The 724-nt window shown below is 60.6% G+C and carries 1 protein-coding gene; it reads right to left on the bottom strand.

Annotated elements, in window-relative coordinates; genetic code table 11:
- Nucleotides 1–541: 541 nt before the first annotated feature.
- On the bottom strand, nt 542–724 hold a 183-nt coding region (locus OR16_RS46815; RefSeq protein ID WP_237717349.1), incomplete at its 5' end, for a hypothetical protein.

Genomic DNA, 724 nt, shown 5'->3' with positions numbered 1-724 from the left:
GGGCTGCCGGTCACTTTTCTTTGACCGGCAAAGAAAACTAACGAAAAGAAAGCCGCCCTGCCGGGAGCAGAGCAATCAGGTTATTCAGCCTCGGTGGTTGCGTCGTACGGCCCTGAGTGTTGGCTAGCGTGTTCTACCGGCTCGAAGAGCATCGCAATGACATGACCCATGGGTTACGTCGTGAGGCCCCTGACCTCGCTTGCGGTGACCATTCCCGCATCTGCCGTTCGCGGTGCAAAGTGCTGCGCCATTTCAAGTGTGAGTGGTTTCGTGGTTTTGTCTCGGAGGACGAGCGCCGTGAGGTACGAGCACGGCCCTCGCGGACGGGCCACGGCGCCCACCACGAAACCAGGGAAGTGGATAGCAAGGTGCTGGTAGCACCGGTACGGCAGGGCATCAAATGCCCCAGTAGCCAGACGCCAGAGACAAAACCACGAAACCAGCAAGGCAGGCAGGATCGCGGCGCTGCGCACCGCGAACGGCAGATGGCCGAACGCTCACCGGGCAAAGCGAACAGGGGCACCACCACGTGACCATTGGGTCATGCCATTGCAATGCCCCTTGAACCGGTAAGGCACGCCAGCCAACACTCGGGGCCATACGACGCAACCACCGAGGCTGAACAGCCTGATTGCTCTGCCCCCGGCAGGGCGGCTTTCTTTTCGTTAGTTTTCTTTGCCGCGCAAAGAAAAGTGACCGGCAGCCCCCGCAGGGGGATGTCGTA

Source organism: Cupriavidus basilensis OR16, from assembly GCF_000243095.1.
GTDB classification, from domain to species: Bacteria; Pseudomonadota; Gammaproteobacteria; order Burkholderiales; family Burkholderiaceae; genus Cupriavidus; species Cupriavidus basilensis_D.
This window is presented reverse-complemented; position numbering and strand designations above follow the sequence as displayed.